22 protein-coding genes and 3 tRNA genes are annotated in these 19,006 nt (G+C 70.3%); 17 read left to right on the forward strand and 8 right to left on the reverse strand.

Annotated elements, in window-relative coordinates:
- Window positions 1–35: 35 nt before the first annotated feature.
- From HEB94_RS21025 to HEB94_RS21040, 4 genes are all read right to left on the reverse strand, one after another.
- A complete protein-coding gene (locus HEB94_RS21025; RefSeq protein WP_192751480.1) occupies window positions 36–914 on the reverse strand; it encodes a TIM barrel protein in 879 nt (292 codons plus the stop codon).
- Window positions 911–1,960 carry a Gfo/Idh/MocA family protein gene (locus tag HEB94_RS21030; RefSeq protein WP_192751481.1) on the reverse strand — a complete coding sequence of 350 codons (1,050 nt, stop codon included), beginning with the start codon at window positions 1,958–1,960 and terminating at the stop codon, window positions 911–913. The genes HEB94_RS21025 and HEB94_RS21030 overlap by 4 nt, the downstream gene beginning before the upstream one ends.
- A 110-nt stretch (window positions 1,961–2,070) precedes the next feature.
- Complete coding sequence (locus tag HEB94_RS21035) at window positions 2,071–2,280, reverse strand: hypothetical protein (RefSeq protein ID WP_192751482.1); 210 nt, start codon at window positions 2,278–2,280, stop codon at window positions 2,071–2,073.
- Window positions 2,181–2,771: a hypothetical protein gene (locus HEB94_RS21040; RefSeq protein ID WP_192751483.1), complete on the reverse strand. Its 591-nt coding sequence runs from the start codon at window positions 2,769–2,771 to the stop codon at window positions 2,181–2,183. The genes HEB94_RS21035 and HEB94_RS21040 overlap by 100 nt, the downstream gene beginning before the upstream one ends.
- A gap of 371 nt (window positions 2,772–3,142) precedes the next feature.
- Here HEB94_RS21040 and HEB94_RS21045 point away from each other — a divergent pair, with 371 nt between their 5' ends.
- Window positions 3,143–3,289 (forward strand): hypothetical protein, encoded by a 147-nt coding sequence (locus tag HEB94_RS21045; RefSeq protein ID WP_192751484.1) that lies wholly within the window; start codon window positions 3,143–3,145, stop codon window positions 3,287–3,289.
- Between the two features lie 129 nt (window positions 3,290–3,418).
- Here the strand turns inward: HEB94_RS21045 and HEB94_RS21050 are convergent, their stop codons facing one another.
- Window positions 3,419–4,300 (reverse strand): LLM class F420-dependent oxidoreductase, encoded by an 882-nt coding sequence (locus tag HEB94_RS21050; RefSeq protein ID WP_192751485.1) that lies wholly within the window; start codon window positions 4,298–4,300, stop codon window positions 3,419–3,421.
- 407 nt (window positions 4,301–4,707) lie between these two features.
- Here HEB94_RS21050 and HEB94_RS21055 point away from each other — a divergent pair, with 407 nt between their 5' ends.
- The 7 genes from HEB94_RS21055 (at window position 4,708) to HEB94_RS21085 (ending at window position 8,655) form a co-directional block, all read left to right on the forward strand.
- Window positions 4,708–5,928: a glycerophosphodiester phosphodiesterase family protein gene (locus tag HEB94_RS21055; RefSeq protein ID WP_192751486.1), complete on the forward strand. Its 1,221-nt coding sequence runs from the start codon at window positions 4,708–4,710 to the stop codon at window positions 5,926–5,928.
- A 140-nt stretch (window positions 5,929–6,068) separates the two neighbouring features.
- Window positions 6,069–6,141, forward strand: a tRNA-Thr gene (locus HEB94_RS21060).
- Between the two features lie 43 nt (window positions 6,142–6,184).
- Window positions 6,185–6,260 (forward strand) — tRNA-Met (locus tag HEB94_RS21065).
- Window positions 6,261–6,358: 98 nt separating this feature from the next.
- Window positions 6,359–6,529 (forward strand): 50S ribosomal protein L33, encoded by a 171-nt coding sequence (gene rpmG / locus HEB94_RS21070; protein ID WP_192751487.1) that lies wholly within the window; start codon window positions 6,359–6,361, stop codon window positions 6,527–6,529.
- A gap of 156 nt (window positions 6,530–6,685) precedes the next feature.
- Entirely contained in the window at window positions 6,686–7,135 is a 450-nt protein-coding gene (locus HEB94_RS21075; RefSeq protein WP_192751488.1) for a MaoC family dehydratase N-terminal domain-containing protein, read from the forward strand.
- Complete coding sequence (locus HEB94_RS21080; RefSeq protein WP_192751489.1) at window positions 7,132–7,557, forward strand: MaoC family dehydratase; 426 nt, start codon at window positions 7,132–7,134, stop codon at window positions 7,555–7,557. Before HEB94_RS21075 ends, HEB94_RS21080 begins: the two co-directional genes overlap by 4 nt.
- A gap of 57 nt (window positions 7,558–7,614) precedes the next feature.
- The gene (locus HEB94_RS21085; RefSeq protein ID WP_192751490.1) at window positions 7,615–8,655 is read left to right on the forward strand and encodes a UDP-N-acetylmuramate dehydrogenase; all 1,041 of its coding nucleotides are present in this window, start codon (window positions 7,615–7,617) and stop codon (window positions 8,653–8,655) included.
- Between the two features lie 31 nt (window positions 8,656–8,686).
- Here HEB94_RS21085 and HEB94_RS21090 read toward each other — a convergent pair whose 3' ends face one another.
- From HEB94_RS21090 to HEB94_RS21100, 3 genes are all read right to left on the reverse strand, one after another.
- Window positions 8,687–9,664: a phosphotransferase family protein gene (locus HEB94_RS21090; RefSeq protein WP_192751491.1), complete on the reverse strand. Its 978-nt coding sequence runs from the start codon at window positions 9,662–9,664 to the stop codon at window positions 8,687–8,689.
- Window positions 9,665–9,732: 68 nt separating this feature from the next.
- Window positions 9,733–10,818: an adenosine deaminase gene (locus HEB94_RS21095; protein WP_337917874.1), complete on the reverse strand. Its 1,086-nt coding sequence runs from the start codon at window positions 10,816–10,818 to the stop codon at window positions 9,733–9,735.
- Between the two features lie 174 nt (window positions 10,819–10,992).
- Window positions 10,993–12,258 (reverse strand): pyridoxal phosphate-dependent aminotransferase, encoded by a 1,266-nt coding sequence (locus HEB94_RS21100; RefSeq protein ID WP_192751492.1) that lies wholly within the window; start codon window positions 12,256–12,258, stop codon window positions 10,993–10,995.
- A 192-nt stretch (window positions 12,259–12,450) separates the two neighbouring features.
- Here HEB94_RS21100 and HEB94_RS21105 point away from each other — a divergent pair.
- From HEB94_RS21105 to rplL, 9 genes are all read left to right on the forward strand, one after another.
- A tRNA-Trp gene (locus HEB94_RS21105) sits at window positions 12,451–12,523 on the forward strand.
- A 158-nt stretch (window positions 12,524–12,681) separates the two neighbouring features.
- Window positions 12,682–12,942 (forward strand): preprotein translocase subunit SecE, encoded by a 261-nt coding sequence (gene secE / locus HEB94_RS21110; RefSeq protein WP_192751493.1) that lies wholly within the window; start codon window positions 12,682–12,684, stop codon window positions 12,940–12,942.
- Between the two features lie 74 nt (window positions 12,943–13,016).
- The gene (gene nusG, locus HEB94_RS21115; protein WP_192751494.1) at window positions 13,017–13,883 is read left to right on the forward strand and encodes a transcription termination/antitermination protein NusG; all 867 of its coding nucleotides are present in this window, start codon (window positions 13,017–13,019) and stop codon (window positions 13,881–13,883) included.
- A gap of 46 nt (window positions 13,884–13,929) precedes the next feature.
- A complete protein-coding gene (rplK, locus tag HEB94_RS21120; protein ID WP_192751495.1) occupies window positions 13,930–14,361 on the forward strand; it encodes a 50S ribosomal protein L11 in 432 nt (143 codons plus the stop codon).
- Window positions 14,362–14,464: 103 nt separating this feature from the next.
- Window positions 14,465–15,175, forward strand: coding sequence for a 50S ribosomal protein L1 (gene rplA / locus HEB94_RS21125; RefSeq protein ID WP_192751496.1), 711 nt, complete (start codon window positions 14,465–14,467; stop codon window positions 15,173–15,175).
- Window positions 15,176–15,441: 266 nt separating this feature from the next.
- Window positions 15,442–16,065, forward strand: coding sequence for a TcaA NTF2-like domain-containing protein (locus HEB94_RS21130; protein ID WP_192751497.1), 624 nt, complete (start codon window positions 15,442–15,444; stop codon window positions 16,063–16,065).
- Entirely contained in the window at window positions 16,062–17,015 is a 954-nt protein-coding gene (locus HEB94_RS21135) for a hypothetical protein (protein WP_192751498.1), read from the forward strand. Before HEB94_RS21130 ends, HEB94_RS21135 begins: the two co-directional genes overlap by 4 nt.
- 400 nt (window positions 17,016–17,415) lie before the next feature.
- Complete coding sequence (gene rplJ / locus HEB94_RS21140) at window positions 17,416–18,036, forward strand: 50S ribosomal protein L10 (RefSeq protein ID WP_192751499.1); 621 nt, start codon at window positions 17,416–17,418, stop codon at window positions 18,034–18,036.
- A gap of 51 nt (window positions 18,037–18,087) precedes the next feature.
- Entirely contained in the window at window positions 18,088–18,477 is a 390-nt protein-coding gene (gene rplL, locus HEB94_RS21145; protein WP_192751500.1) for a 50S ribosomal protein L7/L12, read from the forward strand.
- The last annotated feature ends 529 nt before the right edge of the window (window positions 18,478–19,006 follow it).

Here is a 19,006-nt window from a genome sequence, read left to right on the forward strand (position 1 = left end):
CGCGAACCAGCCCGCGCCCCGCGCTCCGGGCCCGATCAGCCCGGGGCCGGGGCGTTGTCGTAGAGGAACCCGCGGACCCGCGCGACGTCGTCCTCGGCCGCGTCCTGGATGACGACGGGCACCGCGTGGGGGAGGCCGGCGTGCAGCCGGAGCACCAGGTCGTAGTCGAGCAGCCCGGTACCCGCGGCGGCGTAGCCCGCGGTCACGACGTCCTTGGCGTGCAGGCAGACGACGGAGTCGCCGAGTTCGTCGAACGCGGCGGAGAGGATGCGTTCCTGGTCGCGCGCGGTCGAGGGGTCGAGCAGGTTCGCCGGGTCCAGGACGATCCCGACCAGCGCCGCGTCGCCGCCGAGTTCGTCGAGCAGTCGGCGGGCACGCGCGGCGTCGGAGACGACGTTGCCGGCCTCCGGCTCCACGCCGAGCCGAACCCCGGCGGCCTCGGCCGCCGGGAGCAGCTGGTCGAGGGTCGCGCGCAGGTCCGTCCAGGCGTCCTCGCCGTCGTTGCCGGGATGGCGACGCCAGATGTCGTCTGGGTCCCGGGTACCGGTGCACAGCGTCACCACCTGGGCGCCCAGTTCGGCGGCGTGGGGAAGGTAGGCGACCGCGGCCGTGGTGCTCCGCCGCCGGGCGCTCGGATCGGGATGGATCGTGTTGTACGTCGCCGAGACGCCCCAGATCCGCACGCCTTCCGTCGCGAAGCTCGCCCGGATCGCGCCGTAGTCGATCGGCGAGCCCTGGGCGTCCCGTTCAGCGGCGGGGATCGTCGGCAACCCGAAGGCGGAGAGGTTCAGCTGGGTCAGTGCGAAGCCGGCGGCGCGGACGGCGGCCGCGACCTCGCTCGCCATCGCGCGGGGAAAGGTCCGGGCGAAGATGCCGATCTCGAGGTGGGAACCCGCGTGGCCTGGATCGGTCACGGGGTCACCGGCTTTCCGTCCCGGGCGACGCTGTCGCGTACGGCCTCGATGAGGCGCAGTGCCGCGACGCCGTCCGCGCCCGAGGGGTCCGTGGGGGTGTCGGACGCGATCGAACGGGCGAACGCCTCCAGCTGGCGCTGGTAGGGATCGCTGGCTCCGAACTCCGGGACGCGGGTCTCGCCGGTGCGTTCCAGATGCACCCGGACCGAGCTGGTACGCCGGAAGAACGGGAAGTAGGAGCGGATGCTGATCCGCCCGTGTTCGCCGTGGATCTCGATGCCCTCGGCGTACTCCGCGTGGATGTCGGCGGTGATCTCGAACGTCACCAGCCCGCCACCCGCGAGCCGGCCGGTCCCGTGCCAGCTGCAGTCGCGGCCGGAGTGGGCGAACTGCGCCCGCAGGGTGCCGAGCTCCCCGACCAGACCACGGAGCCCGTCGAACACGTGCGCCCCGTGGGTGTTGAGCAGGTAGTGCGCCCGGTCGGCCTTGAAGCCGGCCTCGGATCGGCGCACGTCGTCGTCGACGACCATCGCGGGAAACAGCGTCGCCTCGGTCGGCGGGCGGAGCTGCCCCTGGATGCGGTACCAGTTCGTGACGCTGAGCAGCTCGCCGAGTTCGGGTACGGCGGCCCGCGCGTAGGCGATGCCGGGGTCGTGCCGGCGCATCGAGCCGACCTGCAGCTTGCGCCCCTTCGCGGCGGCCAGGTCGACGAGCTCGCGCGCCTCGACGCTGGTGGCGGCCGCCGGCTTCTCGATCAGCACGTGCGCCCCGGCCTCCAGAGCGGCGACGCCGACGGGGTGGTGGAAACGGTCGGGTACGGCGATCAGCACCGCGTCCGGCCGCTGGGCGAGCAGGTCGGCGGTCTGGCTGTAGGCCGGGACGTCGTACTTCGCGGCGACACCGTGGGCGAGCTGTGCACTCGTGTCGCTGACCCCGACCAGTTCGACGGCGGCGGTCTTGGCGATCGCGGGCAGGTGGGCGGCCTGGCTGATCCGGCCGCAGCCGATCACACCGAGCCGGAGGGGCCGGTCCAGCTGGTCTGTCATGGTCGGGCCTTCCGCGTGGGCGCGTCGTGATCAGACTCTAGGCGCGTCCTGCCTGTGCCGCCCGGGTCACGGTGCGCAGCGTTCGCACCCGCGCCGCGCTCGAGGACGTGCTAGCTCCGCTGCCGGTTGAGCTCCTTGCCGAGCTTGGGGCCGAGCAGGCCGAGGATCCCGCTGCCGGGCTCGCCGCGTTCGGGGAGATCCTCGACGAACGACGCCGCGATCAGCTCGTCGACCTCGTAGTCGGTGTCGTACTCACGCTCCAGCGCCGCCAGGACGTTGCGGACCCGGGCGAGGTTCGGCTCCTGGCCGGAGCCGACCACTCGGTCAGCCGATCGATCAGCTCGCCCATGAACACGTGGGGGAGGAGTTCGTCGTAGGTCTCGATGTGCTCGTTGAGCTCCCCGGCGAGCGCGGGTTCGGCGGCGACCAGCCGGTGGACGGCGCGGTGCGTCGAGGTGGTCGACGGGCGCCGACCAAGCAGGCCACGCAGCTTCGGCCCGAGGTGGTTCCCGACCGAACCACGCGGATCGTCGTCGAGCGGAAGGTTCGCGAGGAAGGAGGCGGCGATCAGTGCGTCGATCTCGTCGTCGCTGCCGACCTCGGACTCGAGGAAGTCCAGCAGGCGCTGGAACTGTCCGGCACTGTCCGGGTCGGCCGACTGGTAACCGGCCGCGGTGACGAACGCGGCCGTCCGCAGGAACGCCTGCGGCGCCTGTTCGCCGAACCGCTGCCGGTGTTCGGACAGCATCGGCGCCAGGTCGGGATCGGCTTCGGTGAGCCGCTCCACCAGTGCTTCGACCTGCTGCGACATCAGGGGTGTCCACCGCCTTGTCTGTAGGCGTCTCTCAGTTCGTTGAACAGCTCCTGGGAATCATGTGGGACGTGACGGGGCAAGCCAGGGCGGATCGTCAGTTTGTGGACAACCTGGCCAACTGGCCGACTGTTACTCCTTCATCGGAGCTGACGGGCGACGCGCGCGCGGTCGGTCCGGACGTACGTCGTTCGGCCGTGAAGTCCGGCGTTGATCGATGAGAGAAATCTCAGACCTTGCGCAGCGCGAATCCGACCCGAATGTGGGGCCGAATTTTCACCCACCGCGGAGGATGTCGGTCCTGGGGGGTAAGACAACGCTCGTGCGAAAACCCACGGGTCGGTCCCGTGGTCTCCGGAAAGAGGTGCAGCATGGGATCCAGGTCCCGTCGGATGAAGGAGATGCGCGCGGGTTCGGCGCGTCGTCCCCGCCGTGCGCTCAAGGCAATGGGAATGGTGGTCGGCCTGATCTGTGTGGCGGCGGCCACCGCGGCGATGGCCAAGCGCTCCAAGCACTGAGCGCCCCGACCTCACCGGGCCCGCTCGACGGCCGCCAGTCGACGGTCGCGGAGGCGAACGCCGACCGGCGGTTGTCCGGGTGAGGCGGGTCCGGTGACGGGTCGGGGCGCGGGCGCTCCTGGCGAAGGCTCAGGCGCCCGCCTTCCCGAGGTCGATCGCGCTCGCGACCTCGCGGAGCAGGTCGAGGTGGTCGTCGACGCCCCGCAGGCCCGCGCGCATGGTGTTGACCGACAGGTGGGTCGCGCCCAACTTCCGCCAGGTCTCCACGGTCTCCGGAACCGAGCCAAGCGTGTCCCGGGTGACTGTGAGACGACCCTCCATGCCCAGGGACGCCGGTTCGCGGCCGGCCTCGCGCGCGCCCTGGTGCACGATCTCGATCGCGCGGTCGAGTTCGGGACCGGGCGCGAACTGCGGGAACCACCCGTCACCCAGCCGCCCGGCACGACGCAGTGCGCGGGGCGCGGACTGCGCTCCGATCCAGACCGGGATCGGCCGCTGCACCGGAAGCGGGAGAATGCCCGCGCCGGTCACCTGGTGATGGTCGCCGGTGAAGTCGACGACCGGCTCCGACCACAGCCGCCGGAGCAGCTCGATCTGCTCGTCGATCCGCCGGCCACGACTGGAGAAGTCCTCGCCGAGGGCTTCGTACTCCACGGCGTTCCATCCGATGCCGACACCGACGCGGGTGCGGCCGCGCGCCAGGACGTCGACCTCGGCGGCCTGCTTGGCCACCAGTGCCGTCTGGCGTTGCGGTAGCACGATGACCCCCGTCACCAGCTCAAGCGAACAGATGGCGGCGAGGTAGCCGAACAACACGAACGGCTCGTGGAACGGGTCCGTGTGGCTGTAGGCGCCTGACCAGCCGGGATGGGCGGCCGGGTCGGCACCGAGGACGTGGTCGTAGACGAGGACGTGGGTGTATCCGAGATCCTGGACGGTTGTGGCGTAGGTACGGATGTCGTCAGGATCGGCGCTCATTTCGATCTGCGGAAAGACGGCTCCGATTCGCATGACTCCCTCCTACCACAACCTGTTCGGTCGCTGTCCGACCTGATCACGGGCCCTCGAGGTGACGCGGCCCACGTCCTGCGACACCGACCGTTCGCCCTCCGTCCGCCACCCCGTCGCCGGGCGCGCGGACACTGCCGACGGCACCTCGTTCCGGTCCTGGCCGGCGCGTTCGCCCGAGCCACCGCCCGAGCCACCGCCCGAGCCACCGCCCGAGCCACCGCCCGAGCCACCGCCCGAGCCACCGCCCGAGCCACCGCCCGAGCCACCGCCCGAGCCACCGCCCGTGCCACCGCCCGCCTGGCCGGCACGTGAGCGCCGGCTGGACGCCGAGCCGGCAGGTCGGTAACGCTGGTGCCCGCTGGCCGCGCCCGCCCATGGGCGACACCCGTCGCAGGAGGAAACGTTCGATGCTCGATCAGTCCGCTGCCGCACAGGCCACGCAGAGCGCGCGGGAGGGGCGACGCGACGTGATCGTCGTCGGACACCGCGGGGCGTCCGGGGTGGCGCCGGAGAACACCGTGGCGGCCATCCGCGAAGCCGCCCGGCAGGGGGCCGACTACGCCGAGGTCGACGTCGTACTCAGCAAGGACGGCGTGCCCGTGCTCGTGCACGACAACACGCTGGCCCGCACCACGAACGCCAGGGAGGTCTTCCCGGACCGTGCGCCGTGGACGGTCGGCGACTTCACCCTGGCCGAGCTGCGGACGCTGGACGCGGGCTCGTGGTTCGACGAGAGCTTCGCCGGCGAGCGCGTCCCGACGTTCCGCGAGGCGCTCGAAGCCTTCGACCAGTACGGCATCGGCGTGTGGCTCGAGCTCAAGGGCGCCGGACGCCACCCCGACTTCGCGCCGGCCGTGGCGGAGGTCCCGCGCACCACGCCGGGAGGCTGGCTGACCGCACCGGACCGCGAGCGCCGGTTCGTCGCGACCTCGTTCGACTGGGAGACCCTCGCGACCTTCGCCGACCTGATCGACCATGCCGTACCGATCGGCGGCATCGCGGAGGCCGTCCCCGACGACGCGAAGCTGCGGGAGCTGTCGGGGTGGATGGACTTCTTCATCCCCCACTACCGCCGGCTGGCCCAGGGCGACATCGTCCGCATCCGGGCGGCGGGGCTGCGCCCGGCGTTCTGGACGCCGAACGACCCGGTGGCCGTGGCGTCACTGGTCGCGCAGGGCGCCGACGCGCTGATCCAGAACTACCCGGCGCTCGCCCGAGCCGTGGTCGACGGCCTTCCGCCGGTGCCGGGCCCGGCGAGCGTGGTCGTCGAACGCCTGGCCGGTGGATCAGGCGGCGGGAGCGGCGCGGACAGTGCCGCCGGTGCGACTTCGGTGGCCGCCGCCGAGACCAGCCGATACGTCGTCCTGCGCAACATCTCCGACGCCGCGGTGGACGTCGGCGGGTGGTACCTCCGGGACGATCCGGGCTATCGCCTGCCGATCGGCGCGGGCTACACGATCCCGGCCGGAGGTGCGCTTTCGGTGCATGTCGGACCCGGCACGAACGCCCCGGATTGCTACCACAGCGACCCTCCGGTGGTCGACTTCAGCCGCGGCCGGAACAGCGTCGCGCTGCACCGTGCCGATGGAGTGGTGGTCGACGTCGCGGGCGACGAGCCGACCGCGTAAGGTATCCCCGGCTGCTGAGGGAGATCCCAAGCTCGGTCCGTCGACGACGTCCTCGGACCAGGTCTGCACCAAGGTTTCCGCTTTGCGCGGTATCCCGGTGCCGATGGAGTTCGGGGCTCTTGTATCCTCGGTTGTCGCTCGCCCCAATAGCTCAGTCGGTAGAGCGTCTCCATGGTAAGGAGAAGGTCTACGGTTCGATTCCGTATTGGGGCTCTGTGGCCGGAGCCGCCCGGAACCGGGCGGCCACCGGTCCGGCGGCGGTGTAGCTCAGACGGTAGAGCAAGCGGCTCATAATCGCTGTGTCGCCGGTTCGAGTCCGGCCACCGCTACCAATCGGCCGGCCGGTGGTAGCCCACCGGCCTGGCCGCCTGTGCATTAGTGCGTACTATTACAGGACCTACCTGTCCCGAGCGATCACAAGAGGCATCCCGTGGCTAGCAAGAGCTCCGACGTCCGGCCCAAGATCACGTTGGCGTGCACTGAGTGCCGGGAGCGCAACTACATCACGCGCAAGAACCGGCGCAACGACCCCGACCGGATGGAACTCAAGAAGTTCTGCCCGCGCTGCCGCACCCACCGGGCGCACCGCGAGACCCGGTAGGTCCTCCGCAGCCCAAGATCGTCGTGGGCCGCTTCCACCGCCAGGTGGGAGCGGCCCACTTCTGCGTGCCCGGGCGCGGTGTCTCCGCCCGGCGCGAGGTCGCCACGCCGCCCTCCGCACATCCGATCGGCGGCCCGCTCCGGTACGGTCGCGTACATGCCAGTCGACTCCACCCTGGTCGGCCGAAACTACGCGACGAAGACTCCGTACGAGGTCGGCCGCGAGAAGATCCGGGAGTTCGCCGACGCGATCGGTGACCCGAATCCCGCCTACCGTGACCCTGACGCCGCCCGAGCGCTCGGCCACTCCGACGTGGTGGCGCCTCCGACGTTCCCGATCGTGGTGGCGTTCGGCCTGCTCAACCAGCTCTTCGACGACCCTGACAGCGGTGTGGCGCTGCACCGCGTCGTGCACGCCGACCAGAAGTTCAGCTACGCCCGCCCGATCCGCCCAGGCGACGAGCTCGTCGCCACGCTGACGATCGAGAGCGTGCGGCAGGTGGCGGGCACCGACCTGATCATGACCCGCACCGACATCAGCACCGTGGACGGCGAGCCGGTCTGCACGGCCCGGGCCAGCGTGGTCCACCGCGAGGAAGCGGCATGAGCGTTCCGGCGTACGACGCCGTGGAGAAGGGCACCGAGCTCAGGCCGGTGACGGTGAAGCTGCGCCGGGAGGACCTCGTGCGCTATGCCGGAGCCTCCGGCGACTTCAACCGCATCCACTGGAGCCAGCGGGTCGCCCAGGAGGTGGGGCTGCCCGACGTCATCGCTCACGGCATGCTCACGATGGGTGCTGGCGCCCGGGTGGTCACCGAATGGGTGGGTGACCCGGCCCGCGTCGTGGAGTACTCCGTGCGCTTCACCCGCCCGGTCGTCGTACCGGACACCGACGAGGGTGTCGCGGTCACGTTCGGCGGGAAGGTGGCCGACAAACTCGACGACAACCTGGTGCGGGTGGACCTGACCGCCCTCGCCGGCGGCGACAAGGTGTTCGGCGCCGCACGCGCCGTGGTCCGCCTCGACTGACCGAGCTCCACGATTCAGCTGACCTGGCCCCGCGCCACCGAACCAGACGGGCATCCTGTGCACGAACGCGCTGACGTCTCCCTGGCCGAGCTCACCACGCTCCGGCTCGGCGGCCCCGCCAAGCGACTGGTGGAGGTCGACGACGTCGACGCCCTCGTCGAGCTCGTCCGGGCCGGTGACGCCTCCGCCGAGCCCCTGCTCGTCCTCGGCGGCGGCAGCAACGTCGTGGTCGCCGACGAGGGTTTCCCCGGCACCGTGGTACGCCTGTGCACCCGCGGCGTCCGGGTGGAGTCGGCCGACACCTGCGGCGGCGCGGTCGTGCGCATCGCCGCAGGTGAGGAGTGGGACGGCTTCGTCCAGCGTGCGGTCGCGGAGGGCTGGGTCGGGGTCGAGGCGCTGTCCGGGATCCCGGGCCTCGTCGGTGCCGCACCGATCCAGAACATCGGGGCCTACGGCCAGGAGATCGCCCACACCCTCGCCCAGGTGCGGGTCTGGGACCGCGTGGACTCCGCCGTACGTACCCTCGCCCTCGCGGACTGCGGCTTCGGCTACCGCACGAGTCGCTTCAAGCGCGCGCCCGAGCGCTACGTCGTGCTGGAGGTGGTGCTCCAGCTACGGCTCGGCGACCAGAGCGCCCCCGTGGAGTACGCCGAGCTCGCCCGCACGCTCGGCGTCCAGCTGGGGGAGCGGGCCCCACTCGCCGACGTCCGCGACGCCGTCCTCGGCCTCCGGCGCGGCAAGGGGATGGTGCTCGACGAGTCCGACCACGACACCTGGAGCGCGGGTTCGTTCTTCACCAACCCGGTGCTCTCGGAGGACGCCGCGACCCGGCTGCCCGCCCTCGCGCCGCGTTGGCCCGCCGGCGACGGGCTGGTGAAGACGAGCGCGGCCTGGTTGATCGAGCACGCGGGGTTCGGGAAGGGCTACGGCACCGGTCCGGCGCGGCTGTCCAGCAAACACACCCTGGCCCTGACCAACACCGGCGCCGCCGCCACCTCCGACCTGCTGGCGCTCGCGCGGGAGGTTCGCGACGGAGTGCGGGCGCGGTTCGGCGTCGAACTCGTCAACGAGCCCGTCCTGGTCGGCTGCACGTTGTAGTCCGCAGGGCGGGCCGCGTCTCCGGTTCCGGCTACACGCCCAGGGCGGCTCGAACGTCGTCCCGGCGCAGTTGGGCCGCGCACCATTCGAAGTGCCCGTCCGCCCCGGCCGGGTCGTAGGCGCAGGCGCCGACGATCGCGTAGACGGCGCGGTAGAGCTGCAGCAGCGGCGCAGCGTACCCGAGTTCGGTGACGAACCACCTGGTCAGCGTCTCGTCGCTCGCTCGTGCCCGGGGCCTGTACATGTCGAAGAAGCCGGCGGCGAGACTCGCGTCGAAGGCTGGATCCCCGGCGGTGCTGAGGTAGCCCCAGTCGAGCACGCTCACCACCCGAAGCTCCTCGTCGACCAGGACGTTCGGTGGGCACAGGTCGCCGTGGACGACGCGGCCGCCGGTGCGGGGGAGAAGGGCCTGAACCCCCGCCACCGTCTGGTCGAGGAGAACGTCGAATCCCGGGACGGCGGCCCGGAGTGGGTCGGCGTACGCCTCGACCCGCCGCTCGAGCAGGCCGAGCAGCGCCTGCGGCCAGGACAGGGCGCTCTCGGTGTAGAACGCGTTCGGCTCGTCCATCACCGTCAGGTCCCTGGCCGCCGAGCCCGACTCGATCTCCCGCAGCGCGGCCACCACGCCCGCGAACGCACGCATCGCGTGCTCGGTCGGTCCGGCCGCGCCGATGAACTCCGACAGCGGCCGACCGTGCAGTCGGCGCTCGATCGTCACCGGCGTGCCCGCGACACTGCGCAGGTCATGGATGAGGGGAGTGGCGAACGGCAGGCCCGCGGCGGACAGTTCGGCGTAGAACGCCCGGAGCCGTTCCAGGCTCGGTGCGGTCTGCCGGCTCCACACCTTCACCACGGTGTCGGCGTCGAGCGCGTAGACCGTGCCGTCCATGCCGGCGCCCAGCCGGTTGGTGACGGCCAGGCCGGCGGCGTGGAGCCGGGTCACCGCGTCAGCGCCGTCCCCGCCTGCCCCGTGGCCATGTTCGTGATCGTGAAGGTTTCTGGTGCTCATATGACCGCCATCCTTCATGATCCAGGTCGTCGCCGCGACCGGACGGGAACCATCGCCGGATCCTCCGCTCAGGGAGACCACGGCTCCGGGGCGCCCTCGCCCGGCTCTGCCGCGAGCCAGTCGTCGATCCCGGTGAGGAGCCGGCTGCGTACGTCGCTCGGCGCGGTCGAGGCGCGCACGGACATCCGGGCCAACTCCGCGAGTTCCTCGTCGGAGAAGCCGAGCCGGCGCGCGAGCTGGTACTGGCCTACCAGCCGTACGCCGAACAGCAACGGATCGTCGGCGCCGAGCGCGATCTGCACCCCGGAGTCGAACAGCCGGCGCAGCGGTATGGCGTCCGGCTCCGGGTAGACGCCGAGCGCGACGTTCGAGGCGGGGCACACCTCCAGGGGGACACCCGCCGACGCGATCCGGTCCAGCAGTGCCGGACTCTCGGCCGACCGTACGCCGTGCCCGACCCGGGTCGCGCCGAGTGCGTCCAGGCAGCCGACAACACTGTCCGGCCCGCACAGCTCGCCGCCGTGCGGCATCGAACCGAGACCCGCCCTGGTGGCGATCCCGAACGCCTTGGCGAACTCCTCCGGCCGGCCACGGCGTTCGTCGTTGGACAGGCCGAACCCGACGACGCCCCTCCCGGCGTACTGCACCGCCAGCCGGGCGAGCGTGCGCGCGTCCAGGGGGTGCCGGGTGCGGTTGGCCGCGATCACGATGCCCACGCCGACGCCGGTGAGCGAGGAGGCGTCGCGGGCCGCGTCGAGGACGAGGTCGGTGAACGCCGTGATCCCGCCGAACCGGCTCGCGTACCCCGAGGGGTCCACCTGGATCTCGAGCCAGCCGGAGCCCTCCCGGGCCTCGTCCTCGACGGTCTCGCGGACCAGCCGGCGTACGTCGTCCACGGTGACCAGCGCCGAGCGGGCGAGGTCGTACAGCCGCTGGAACCGGAACCAGCCCTTCTCGTCGGTCGCGAGCAGGTGCGGCGGCCACTCGTCCCGCAGCGCGTCCGGCAGGGCGATGCCGTGTCGGACGGCGAGGTCGATCAGGGTCTCGTGCCGCATCGACCCGGTGAAGTGCAGGTGTAGGTGAGCCTTGGGGAGAGTGTCGAGCGGCCGCGTCGTCGCCCGGCTCGCCGCCGAGCCACCCACCGTCGTCGTCACGGCCGGCCTCCTCGTGGTCCGCGGACATCTGGGCCCGATCCGTCCATGGTCGCGGGCGTCGCCGGCGGCCCGAACGAGAGGACCCCCGCGACGGAATCTTCGTCGCGGGGGTCCTCGGAGACAAACAGGCGGGCCGCTCGGCGGATCATCGGAACCACGGTCACGGCCCAGGGGTCAGCTCTGGGCCTCCGACAGCAGCTTCTGGATCCGGGTGATCCCCTCGGCCAGGTCGTCGTCGCCGAGTGCGTAGGAGAACCGGAGGTAGCCGGGCGTACCGAACGCCTCGCCGGGTACGGCAGCCACCTCGGCCTCCTCGAGCAGCAGCTCGGCGAGTTCGGCGGAGGAGGCGGGCCGACGACCACGGATCGACTTGCCGAGAACGCCCTTCACCGACGGGTAGGCGTAGAACGCACCCTTCGGCGTGGGGCAGGTGAAACCGGGCACGTCGGACAGCAGGTCGACGATGGTCCGCCGACGCCGGTCGAAGGCCTCCCGCATCCGCGCGACGGCGGAGAGGTCGCCGCTCACCGCGGCGAGCGCGGCGCGCTGGGCGACGTTGCTGACGTTTCCGGTCGCGTGCGACTGGAGGTTGATCCCGGCCTTGGTCACGTCGGCCGGGCCGATCAGCCAGCCGACCCGCCAGCCGGTCATGGCGTAGGTCTTGGCGACGCCGTTGACCACGATGCAGCGGTCGGCGATCTCGGGCACCTCGACCGGCAGGGAGGTGGACGTCACGCCGTCGTAGGTGAGGTGTTCGTAGATCTCGTCGGTGATGATCCACAGGCCGTGCTCGTCGGCCCAGCGGCCGATCTCACGCAGCCGTTCGGCCGGATAGACGGCGCCGGTCGGGTTGGACGGCGAGCACATCAACAGCACCTTGGTGCGCGGGGTGCGGGCCGCCTCCAACTGCTCGACGCTGACGAGGTAGTCGGCGGACTCGTCGGTCATGATCGGGACCGCGGTGCCACCGGCGAGCGCGATCGACTCGGGGTAGGTGGTCCAGTACGGCGCGGGCAGCAGCACCTCGTCGCCCGGGTCGAGGAGGAGCGCGAAGGCCTCGTAGACGGCCTGCTTGCCGCCGTTCGTGACCAGAACCTGACCAGGAGTGACCTCGAAGCCGGAATCACGCTTGGTCTTCTCGGCGATCGCCGCCCGGAGTTCGGGCAGCCCGCCGGCGGGCGTGTAGCGGTGGTTACGCGGGTCGCGGGCCGCCTCGACGGCGGCCTCGACGATGTAGTCGGGCGTGGGGAAGTCGGGCTCACCTGCACCGAAGCCGATCACGGGACGCCCCGCCGCCTTCAGCGCCTTCGACTTCGCATCGACCGCCAGGGTGGCGGATTCAGCGATGGCGGCGATCCGGGCCGAAATCCGGGCCCGGTCCTTCGCGGTGGCGGCGGCGTGCGCGGTCGGCTCGTGCGAGCCGCTCTCGGGGCTGGTCATACGGGCTATCGTGGCACCTCGCGCGTGCGCGTGGCGTGCCGGGGCGACGTGTCGTGGAAAGGAACGTGCCGGGTCGGTTCGACCATTCCGACACTGACCCCGTACACTCGTGCACCTGGCGGTCCGAGGACCTCTCCGAAGTGTGCCCGGTGTGCGATCTTCGGGTGTGTGCGGTGAGGAAGTCGGCTCCGTAGGGCAGTGGCTCAATTGGTAGAGCACCGGTCTCCAAAACCGGCGGTTGGGGGTTCGAGTCCCTCCTGCCCTGCAGGCCTCGGCCAGCAGGCCGAAGCCGTGCGTGTCGCCCCCGGCGGACGATGCGCGGGAGCTAGCACTAACGGGGACGTTCGTTCGTTCCCTCAGTAGTGCGACCCTCTCAACCCGGCGGAGTGTCCGGCCGGGTCCGAAGACCGGTGAGGACGAACAGTGACGGAGACGCGCGGATCTACCGCGACCCCGGAGCGTGCTCGCCCGGACAAGAAGGGCGAAGGGCGCCAAAGCGCCGTCGCCCGTATCAGCCTGTTCTACCGCCAGGTCATCGCCGAGTTGCGCAAGGTCATCTGGCCCACGCGCGATCAGCTCACGACCTACTGGGTGGTGGTACTGGTCTTCGTGCTCGTCGTGATGGCGATCGTCTCGCTGCTCGACCTGGGGATCGGCTCGCTGATGTTCAGGATCTTCGGCTGACGCGATCCACCGCGACGCGTCACCACCGCCCCGCCGGACGATCAACAAACGCTGAAGAAAACGGAGTGCCAAGAGTGTCCGACCTCGACGACGAGATCCGCGGCCCGCAGGGTGCGGATTCGGAACAGGCAGCTGCCGCCGCCAACCCGGCCGGCCAGCCTGCCGACGAGGCCTCCGCCGACGAAACCAGCGACTACGACGAGACCGGGGCCGAGTCCGCGGCCGAGGGTTCCGAGGGAGCCGACACCGCGGCTGACACCGACCAGGACGCCGGAGCCGAGACGGAGATCGTCGACGGCGGCGAGCAGAGCGCGGCCGCGGAGGCCGAACCCGGCGAGGACGCCGAGCCGTCCGGGGAGGACGTGCTCGCGGAGTTCCAGGCGGCCCTTCGCTCCAAGCCAGGCGACTGGTATGTGATCCACACGTACTCGGGGATGGAAAACCGCGTCAAGGCCAACCTCGAGAACCGCATCCAGTCCCTCAACATGGAGGACTACATCTTCGAGGTGGTCGTCCCCCAGGAGGAGGTCGCGGAGATCAAGAACGGCCAGCGCCGCATGGTTCGGCGCACCGTTCTCCCCGGCTACGTGCTGGTGCGGATGGACCTGACCGACGAGTCGTGGTCCGCCGTACGCCACACGCCTTCGGTGACCGGCTTCGTCGGGCACGCCCACCAGCCGGTTCCGCTCGGCCTTGACGAGGTTGAGAAGATGCTGGCTCCTGTGGTCGTCGAGGCCAAGGAGCCGGACAAGAAGAAGAAGGCCGAGGTCGTCGACTTCCAGGTGGGCGACTCGGTCATGGTGGTCGACGGGCCGTTCGCGACGCTGCACGCGACGATCACCGAGCTCAACCCCGACGCACAGAGGGTCAAGGCCCTCGTCGAGATCTTCGGCCGGGAGACCCCGGTGGAGCTGTCCTTCACGCAGATCCAGAAGGTCTGACCGTCCGGCCGATCTCACCACCATTACCACCAGAGGACCCGACAGAATGCCTCCCAAGAAGAAGATCGCCTCCGTGCTCAAGCTCCAGCTGCAGGCTGGCGCCGCGACACCCGCCCCGCCTGTGGGTACGGTGCTCGGCCCGACCGGCATCAACATCATGGAGTTCACGAAGGCCTACAACGCCGCGACCGAGTCGATGCGGGGGAACGTCATTCCCGCCGAGATCACGATCTACGAAGACCGGTCGTTCAGCTTCGTCACGAGGACGCCTCCGGCGGTCGAGCTGATCAAGAAGGCGATCGGCCTCGACAAGGGCTCGCCCACCCCGCACACCGTGAAGGTCGCCTCGATCAGCCGCGACCAGGTGCGCGAGATCGCCGAGACCAAGATGCCTGACCTGAACGCCAACGACATCGAGGCCGCGATGAAGGTCGTCGAGGGCACCGCGCGTTCGATGGGCGTCACCGTCACCGGCTGAGACCGCGAGGTCCGCCCGGATCCGGCGTACGGATCCGATGTCAGGTGGGAGGGCCGAGCGCTGGCCCGTACCACGAACTCCCGCTTCCTTCCCAGGAGTGATCATGAAGCGCAGCAAGTCCTACCGCGCAGCGGCGGAGAAGGTCGACCAGTCGGCCCTTCACGACCCGCGTGACGCGATCGCGCTGGCCAAGCAGAACGCCAGCAAGAAGTTCGACGAGACCGTCGACGTCGCGATGCGGCTCGGGGTCGACCCCCGCAAGGCCGACCAGATGGTCCGCGGCACCGTCAACCTTCCGCACGGCACTGGCAAGACCGCTCGGGTCCTGGTCTTCGCCACCGGGCAGAAGGCGGAGGACGCCACCGCGGCCGGGGCCGACCACGTGGGGTCCGACGACCTCATCGAGCGGATCCAGGGTGGCTGGCTCGACTTCGACGCCGTGGTCGCCACGCCTGACCTGATGGGCAAGGTCGGCCGGCTCGGCCGGGTGCTCGGCCCCCGTGGCCTGATGCCCAACCCGAAGACGGGCACGGTCACCCCGGACGTCGTCAAGGCGGTGACCGAGATCAAGGGCGGGAAGATCGAGTTCCGCGTCGACCGGCACGCCAACCTGCACTTCATCATCGGCAAGGCGTCCTTCTCCGAGGAGCAGCTCGCGGAGAACTACGGCGCCGCGCTCGACGAGGTGCTCCGGCTCAAGCCGTCGTCGTCCAAGGGACGCTACGTCCGCAAGGTCACGCTCTCCACGACGATGGGCCCGGGCGTCCCGATCGACCCCAACAAGGTCATCGAGGCCGCGGAGGCCACCGCCTGACCGACGCCATCGCGTCCGAACGCCCCTGTGGCACCTCTGGTGCGCAGGGGCGTTCGTCTGTCTGGGGGATTCCCGACTCACGGGGACGGCCAGTGCGACTCCAGAGCCGGGCGAACCCGGAACGATGTCGCACCGCCGAGCAACCGATGGACGGTTCCCGTGCGTCAGACAGTCACGCTCAGGGCCTTTCGGGACATGGTCACTCGTGGTTACGCTAGTCGGGGCATTGGGCGCATCTAGGTGGGAACGGGGCGTTGAGGATTCCTGTGAGGGGCACGCGAGGGGTCCAAGCGGTCGCGGCCGGCGCGGCCGCGATCGGGTTGTTGCTTGCCGGGTGCGGTCCGGACGCACCGGAGCCGACGACGCTCGACACACCCGAGGCGTCCGAACCCGCGACGTCGCCGCCGGCCACACCCACCACATCGCCGACATCCACACCGTCGGCGTCGACCAGCCCGACCAGTCGGGGAACGATCATCACCGGCGGCTCGAGCGACGTCGACGACGCGACGAAGGCCGAGGTCAAGGCGTTCGTCGCCGACTATCTCGAAGCCCAGAACAAGGCCACCGGCAACGGCGACTTCTCCGCCGTCGACGACATGGTCCAGGGCTGCGGCGTCTGCGCCGCCTCGAAGCAGTACATCAGCGGCGCCTACCGGAGTGGCGGGAAGGTCGAGGGCGGCATCTTCACCGAGCCGACCATCACGGTGGGCGGTCAACGTTCGGGCGGCATCTACGTCACGGTGAACGCCGTGGTCAGCGCGTACAAGACGACGAACGGGTCGGGCAAGGTCGTCGACCAGGGGCCGGCCGAGCGGCAGCGTTACCAGTACTCCGTCGGCAAGGTGCAGGGCGGCTGGCGGATCGTCGGAGGGAGCGTCGTCCAATGAGACGGCTTGCGGTCATGACAGCGGCGGTTGCCCTGGTGGGTGGGCTCCTGGCGATGAGCCCGTCGGCGGCCGCACCGGCCTACGCCGGCCCGCAGGACGGAATCGGCTGGCAGTACAGCGAATCGGCGAACGGATACTGGCGGGCGCCGCAAGCCGACAGCGTACCCACCGGTGGAGACTCCGGACCGGCACTGGTCTGGGTCCAGCACAGCAGCACCAACGAGCTCCTCTGTCCGGAAACCGATCCGGCGTTCGCCTGTGCGGAGGACGATCCGGAGGCCTACATCCGGGGCATCACCTGCGGGACCGCTCTGCGGGGGCCTCGTGGCCTGCCACTCTTCGCCTGGATCCGGTGGGAGCGGAGGATCGGACCAGACGGCCAGCCCACGAAGTGGTCGGGGCAGGATGCCGACTGCGACGAGCCAGGTGAAGACGACTTCATTCCCATGGAAGAGATCTCCTGGGAGGTCAACTACAAGGTCTTCCAGGAACTCGAGAGGCCGGCGATCACGATCTCGCCCGCCGGCAGGACGCTCGTGAACCTCCCGACCATCGTCTCGACCGACTATCCGGCCGGCCTCGATCCCGAGATCGTCGTGGCGAACGACCCGCCGACGATCGAGATCCCGATTCACATCGACCGGCCCAACGGCGGCCTGGACGGGCAGATCCGGGCCCAGGCCGACCTGGTCTGGACCTTCGAAGGTGGTGGATCCGCGACGGGCCGTGGCAGGCCCTACGTCGAGGGGATCACGCCAGACAACCGGCCCGGTTACTACGTGACCAACACCTTCGAGCACCCCGGTCCCAAGAACGTCTCGCTCGCCGTGACCTGGACCGGGAGGGTCACCGTCGACCTGCTTGATCCCGAGGACATCGATCCGGTGGCACTGGCCCCGGTGACCCAGACCATCGAGGTAGCGGACTCGAGTCCGGTACTCGAGAGGTAGTCCGATTCGTCAGACTTGCCCGCATTCGAGCCGCCTGGCCGTCCCCGCACCCACCCGAGTGCGGGGACGGTCGTCTCTCCCGCGGAAGAGGCGGTGGAGCGGCGGGGGAGCCGAAGAGCCGCGCCGTGGGATGGCCGGCGAAATCCGATTTGGTGGAGCCGCTCCTCGTCCCGTACCCTGTTGGTTGCCGAAGACCGCTGGTTGTTGCTCCCCGGAGCAGCTGAAGGTCCCGCACTTGTGGGCGGCCCGCGCAGGTGAACGTGGAAGACCCAGCTGTTGATCGTCGTTCGTCGGTGATCAGGCCTGGTGTTCGCCCCGTGCGCTTGCGTACGGGGCTTTTCGCATTCTGGGTCCTTCTCCAGGTCGGCGCGTCCGAGGCCACCAGAGTGGAAGGAGACCCATGGCGAGGCCGGACAAGGCAGCCGCCGTCGCTGAGCTCACGGACCAGTTCCGTGACTCCGCCGGCGCGGTTCTGACCGAGTACCGCGGACTCACCGTGAAGCAGCTGCAGGAACTGCGGCGCTCGATCGGTGAGAACGCCAGCTACGCCGTGGTGAAGAACACGCTGACCAAGATCGCGGCGAAGGAGGCGGGTGTCGAGTTGGCCGACGAGTTGCTCGTCGGTCCCTCTGCCATCGCGTTCATCAGCGGCGACCCGGTCGTGGTCGCCAAGGGTCTGCGTGACTTCGCCAAGGCCAACCCGAATCTCGTCATCAAGGGCGGAGTGCTCGAGGGCAAGTCCCTCGCCGTCGACGAGATCACCAAGCTCGCTGACCTCGAGTCGCGCGAGGTCCTGCTCGCGAAGCTCGCGGGTGCGATGAACGCGTCGCTGGCCGGCGCCGCATCGCTGTTCCAGGCCCCGCTGTCGCAGGCCGCCCGGCTCGCCGAGGCGCTGCGTCAGAAGGTCGAGGCGGAGGGTCCGGCGGCTGGTGCCGCCGAGTCCAGCGCCGAGGCCGCCCCGGAGGCCAGCGCGGAAGCCAGCGCCGACGAGCCGAACACCGGCGAGTCCAGCGAGTCCTGACACCAGGACCAAACCGTCACCACAGCATCACACACGGAAGGTACGCCACTCATGGCTAAGCTCAGCACCGACGAGCTGCTCGACGCGTTCAAGGAGATGACGCTTCTCGAGCTCAGCGAGTTCGTCAAGCAGTTCGAGGACACCTTCGGCGTGACCGCGGCCGCTCCGGTCGCTGTTGCGGCCCCGGCGGCCGGCGGCGCCGGCGGCGAGGCTGCGGCCGAGGAGGAGAAGGACGAGTTCGACGTCATCCTCGACGCGGCCGGCGACAAGAAGATCCAGGTCATCAAGGAGGTGCGCACGCTCACCAGCCTCGGCCTGAAGGAGGCCAAGGACCTGGTCGAGGGCGCGCCGAAGCCGGTCCTGGAGAAGGTCAACAAGGAGGCCGCGGAGAAGGCCAAGGAGGCCCTCGAGGCCGTTGGCGCCAAGGTCACCCTGAAGTAAGTCTCGTCCAAGAGCGGCGCGCGGTAGGTCCGCGCAGGCGGGTTCGCGAGCCGCGATCTTGGTCCACGACGCCGAAGGGCGGTCATCCTCACGGGTGGCCGCCCTTCGGCGTTCGTGCCATCGACAAGCACGTCGTCCCGTGCGTCGCAGGCCAGAGGCTGGTGATCCTTCTGTCCTCCGGCGGAAAGATCGCCAAACCTCTGAAAGCCTCCTTGACGAGCTGGGGGGCTCCGGGCCATGCTCCAGGGGAGGTCGTGTGAGGGCTGGCCAGGGGATGTGGCCCGCCGATGGCGATGGCGCCTCGGCGGTGGACGCTCCGCGGATTTCCGAGGGACTAGACAGCAGTGAGCGACGGGGCTACACTGTCGCTTTGCCCTGCCTTCCGACCGTGCCTGGGAGCCCCCTTAGGTCGGTCCGGCATGTGAGAGACGAGTCCGCAAGCCTCGGAAGGACCCCTCTTGGCCGCTTCGCGTTCCACTGCGTCCACCACGTCCACCCGCCCGTCCGCCAATCGCGCCGCTGCACCACA

The sequence above is a fragment of the Actinopolymorpha pittospori genome, assembly GCF_014873875.1.
Lineage (GTDB): Bacteria > Actinomycetota > Actinomycetes > Propionibacteriales > Actinopolymorphaceae > Actinopolymorpha > Actinopolymorpha pittospori.